4 protein-coding genes and 1 pseudogene are annotated in these 4601 nt (G+C 45.1%); 4 read left to right on the forward strand and 1 reads right to left on the reverse strand.

Annotation, left to right across the window (positions count from 1 at the left end; translation table 11 throughout):
• Both GRP75_RS30500 and GRP75_RS19600 read left to right on the forward strand, forming a co-directional pair.
• Positions 1–911: pseudogene (locus GRP75_RS30500) on the forward strand (copper amine oxidase N-terminal domain-containing protein); the annotation flags it as partial.
• Positions 912–1099: 188 nt separating this feature from the next.
• Entirely contained in the window at positions 1100–1888 is a 789-nt protein-coding gene (locus GRP75_RS19600; RefSeq protein WP_023988932.1) for an SDR family oxidoreductase, read from the forward strand.
• Between the two features lie 94 nt (positions 1889–1982).
• Here GRP75_RS19600 and GRP75_RS19605 read toward each other — a convergent pair whose 3' ends face one another.
• On the reverse strand, positions 1983–2711 hold the full coding sequence (locus GRP75_RS19605) for a DsbA family oxidoreductase (RefSeq protein ID WP_160790117.1): 729 nt from the start codon (positions 2709–2711) through the stop codon (positions 1983–1985).
• A 212-nt stretch (positions 2712–2923) separates the two neighbouring features.
• Between GRP75_RS19605 and GRP75_RS19610 the strand changes: the two genes are divergently transcribed.
• The gene (locus GRP75_RS19610) at positions 2924–3952 is read left to right on the forward strand and encodes a LacI family DNA-binding transcriptional regulator (RefSeq protein ID WP_160790118.1); all 1029 of its coding nucleotides are present in this window, start codon (positions 2924–2926) and stop codon (positions 3950–3952) included.
• The coding region (locus tag GRP75_RS19615) for a PfkB family carbohydrate kinase (RefSeq protein WP_160790119.1) at positions 3945–4601 on the forward strand (657 nt) is incomplete at its 3' end. The genes GRP75_RS19610 and GRP75_RS19615, both read left to right, overlap by 8 nt.

The raw sequence follows: 4601 nt of genomic DNA on the forward strand, positions 1-4601 counted from the left end.
GGGACGCGGAAATGATCAGGAGAACAAACAGGAAGCAAAGACGTCTGTTAAAGACGGGAATGAAAAGAGCGGGGAGGAGCTAATCAATCCCCATGACTCAGACAATGATCAGTCCAAAAAACAAAAGGACAAAGCAACCGGTAAAAAGGATGAAAACAGTAAAAAAGAAAAACACGCAGAAATCAGAAAAACCGAACCTGTTGCAGTAACGGATGATACATACGAGGAGTCTAAAGACCATAATGGTCACAAGGGACGCAACGGTTACAAGGGTCTACTTCACGCGGTAGAAAATACGAAGGATAAGCCGGCAGGAGCGGTTATTGCGAATCTGCTGCTTACGAAATACCCAAACCGTTTGACTCCGGAGCAGGTTGCGGAATTCTGGTAAAGCACTGACTGAGGCAGCTGAGCTACTGGCTGAAAACGGAAATGTGACTGATGCCGTTTACATGCAAGAGGAGGCGGTACTGGCTAATGTGTCCGATCTGGACAGCTACAAAAAGCTGGGTGAATTCTCGAAGAAGGCCGGACGGCCGTCGGGTATGAAGCTGTTCGTGAATGGTGAAAAATACGATGCCAAACCGATTAACCGTAATGGGACCACACTTGTTCCGTTTAGAACAGCTTCCGAAGCTTTGGATGCAAAGGTTTCCTGGGATCCGAAAGAAAAGGCTGTTACTGTCACCCGTAACGGCGTGTCCGTCAAATTATTTGTTAACAGTCCGAAAGCATATATTAACGGTCAGCCGTATTCTATCGAGCAGCCAGCATCCATAGTGGATGGGACGACAATGGTACCTGTAAGGGTAATCGGAGAGGCCTTGGGGACAAATGTTAAATGGGAGCCTGAGAGCCAGTCCGTTGTTGTATACGAGCAGCCAACAACAACACCTGCATCAACATCATAACGTGCTGTAAACAAAAAGGGCCCTGACTAACTGTCAGGCCTTTTTGTTTTACCTTGCAATTAATGATTTCGTATTCTTTTTAATGGTGAGAAGATAGATAGCCTTCATAATACTACCAAGCTATTCGCATTATGTGCTGGTCATGTGTACAATTAAATAGAGAACGCTTAGAAAAGGGAGTGTCATAGATGGATTTAGGATTAACGGGAAAAACAGCCTTTGTTGCAGGTTCCAGTAAAGGACTCGGCAAGGCAAGCGCACGGGAGCTGGCACGCGAGGGTGCGAATGTCGTCATTTCAGGACGGAACGAAGCAGAGCTTCAGCGGACGCAGGCGGAATTACTGGAAACAGCGAGTGGCCGCGTTGAATATGTAGTTTGCGATGTAACAAAACCAGAACATATCTCCCAGGCCATCCGCCGTACAGCTGATTTGTTTGGCACCGTGGATATTTTGGTTAACAATGCGGGTGGGCCTCCTGCCGGTACCTTTGATGATTTTACAGATGAAGTGTGGATGCAGGCCTTTGAACAAAATTTACTTAGTCATATCCGGTTGATCCGTGAAGTGTTACCATATATGAAAAAACAACAAAGCGGTAGGATTTTAAATATTGCTTCTTCCTCAGTTAAACAGCCAATTCCGGGGTTAATCATTTCAAATACGCTGCGCACTGGAGTTGCTGGATTGGCAAAAACATTGTCTCTGGAATTAGCTCCTCATAATATTCTGGTACATACTGTAGCACCGGGGAGAATTGCAACTGATCGCGTGCGTAGCTTGGACGAGCATCGAGCTGAGAAAACCCAGCAAACGACGGATCAGGTTCGCAAACAAGCAGAAGAGGGCATTCCATTGGGACGGTATGGAGAGCCTGAAGAGTTCGGTAAAGTTGTTGCTTTTCTGGCGTCTTCAGCTTCATCCTATTTGACAGGGAGTACCATCCTTGTGGATGGCGGAATGATTAAATCGTTATAAAATAAAGATGCGTGCCAGCCTCAGGTTTAATTGGGTGCTGGCACGCTTTTTTAAAATTTATTTAGGAAGTAGAAAATCTTCATTCACGGACTGTTCAGCCCTCACGGCCTGGAAGCTCACAACCCTCATCGGTACACATACCACCTGCATCTTGTTTGGACGAGCTGCCGCTTATCATAGTGAAAGGTGAGCGTTCATCCCATGCTTTTTGAAGCGCATCATGAAATACTTCCTCCGGCTGGGCACCAGAAACAGCAAATTTTCGATCAAATACAAAGAATGGCACACCCTGAACACCTAACTCAGCGCCTTCGGATTCATCAGCTCTAACTTCGTCGGTAAAACGATCACTGGCTAATATAGCAGCCGCTTCCTTTTGATCCAAACCAACCTCAGTAGCCAGCGCTACCAGCACTTCATGATCCCCTGTATGCTTGCCTTCGATGAAAACAGCTTGGAATAAACGCTCGCTCAGTTCCAGCATTTTGCCTTGTGTTTGAGCCCAAAGTGTTAAGCGGTGAGCATCAAGAGAGTTCGTCGGCACCATGGCATGAATATTATAATCAAGACCCGCAGAGCGTGCGTTTTCGTTCATTCGATCATTCATAGCCTGAGCCTCTTGCAGACTGACCCCATATTTAGCTGATAGTTCTTCATTGATCGTTTTACCACTATCTCTCACAGCATTCGGGTTCAATTCGAAACTCTTGAATGTCAATTGCACCTCATTGCGATGTGGGAATTGCTGTAATACTTGCTCCAAACGGCGTTTGCCGATATAACAGAATGGACACATATAATCAGACCAAACTTCGATATTCATAAGGAAAAAGCCTCCATGTATACGTATTTTATTGAGTAACTGGGAGTGGTGCTCCCCCCTTTAGAATGTGTATTAAGGTGGAACTTCATTAGTTACAATAAGAATTATAAAGCTAAAGCATTCAACGTGCAAATAATTAATGCTTGTCAAAAAATTAATGCTATGATATTTTATATGTGTAACCGGTTACACATTGGAGTTGAACCTACACTATGACAACAATTAAAGAAGTCGCCAGCTTTGCAGGTGTTTCCGTAGCGACCGTATCCAGAGTTATTAATGAAACTGGATATGTACATGAGGATACACGGCGAAAGGTAGAGGCTGCAGTGAAGCAGTTAAATTACAAGCCTAATGAAGTTGCAAGTTCTTTGTATAAAAAGAAATCCAGATTAATCGGCCTGCTGCTGCCGGATATTACGAACCCTTACTTTCCCTTGTTAGCTCGTGGGGTGGAGGATCGAATGCAGGAAAATGATTTTCGGATTATTTTCGGTAATAGTGATGAAGATCGCCAAAAAGAATTGGATTACATGGATACTTTTGTTCAAAATAATGTCGTTGGTGTTATTTCTTCTACCAATGATCCCGATGCCGATTGTTATGCCAAACTGAAGATCCCGGTCGTTTTTCTCGATCGAACTTCCAGTGACAGCCTCTCCGTATATGCAGATGGAGCCCATGGCGGTTGCTTGGCTGCTCAAGAAATGGTTGCCCGCGGCAGCAAACAAATTACAGTCATGCAGGGCCCTGCACATATTCGTCCAGCACAAGACCGTTTTCGCGGGGCGGTTGAAGAGCTTCAGCAATCCGGAACTGCTTACCATGTGGTCGAGACAACTTCCTTTTCGTTCAAGGAGGCCGAGTCGTGGGCCAAAGAGCTGTTTAGCAAGTACCCGGATACAGACGGAGTTATCGCAAGTAACGATATCGTGGCTACAGCGGTGATGCATGAGGCACATAGATTAGGAAAGAAAATCCCGGATGATGTTCAAATTATCGGGTTTGATGATATACCATTAAGTAGTTTGTTATTCCCGCCTTTGTCAACGATCCGACAACCTGCTTATGAAATGGGCTGGGAAGCAGCAGGGCTACTCATTCAGTTGATTGAGCAGTCGCAAGTAACGAAGTCAAGCGTACCTAATCTTCATTCGAAAGTACTTACCTATTCAAGCATACAATTGCCCGTCAAATTTATAGAACGGGAAACGACAAGAAAGGTGGATCATGATGGCTAAAATTTCGATTATCGGAAGCAGTTCTATGGATCTCGTAGTTACTTCGTCCAAACGTCCCGGTGCTGGTGAAACGGTATTGGGTGAAAGCTTTACAACCGTACCTGGAGGTAAAGGAGCCAATCAGGCAGTAGCCGCAGCACGACTCGGAGCAGACGTTACGATGATTGGACGTGTAGGGGATGACCATTTTGGAGAACAGATTTTACGGAATTTTGAAGAAAATCATGTTCATACTGGCTATGTGAAACCGGTTACACATATGGAAAGCGGTACAGCGCATATTGTACTCGCTGAAGGTGATAACAGTATTGTCGTGGTAAAAGCAGCAAATAATGAAGTGACACCCGCCTATGTGGAAGAAGCACTTGACGTCATTCGAAGTTCGGATATTGTGTTAATTCAACAGGAAATACCGTCGGAAACGGTTGTTTATGTAAGCGAAATTTGTGCGAAGTACCAGGTACCCTTGTTGCTGAATCCAGCCCCGGCTCGTGAAGTGGAAGAAAGCGTAATTGCGAATGCGACCTACATTACGCCAAACGAGCATGAAGCTGCCATTATGTTTAAGGATATGAGCCTGCAAGAAGCGTTGCGCAAATATCCCAACAAGCTGTTTGTGACTGAGGGCAGCAACGGTGTACGATTCTTC

Source organism: Paenibacillus sp. OT2-17, from assembly GCF_009827695.1.
Lineage (GTDB): Bacteria > Bacillota > Bacilli > Paenibacillales > Paenibacillaceae > Paenibacillus > Paenibacillus polymyxa_B.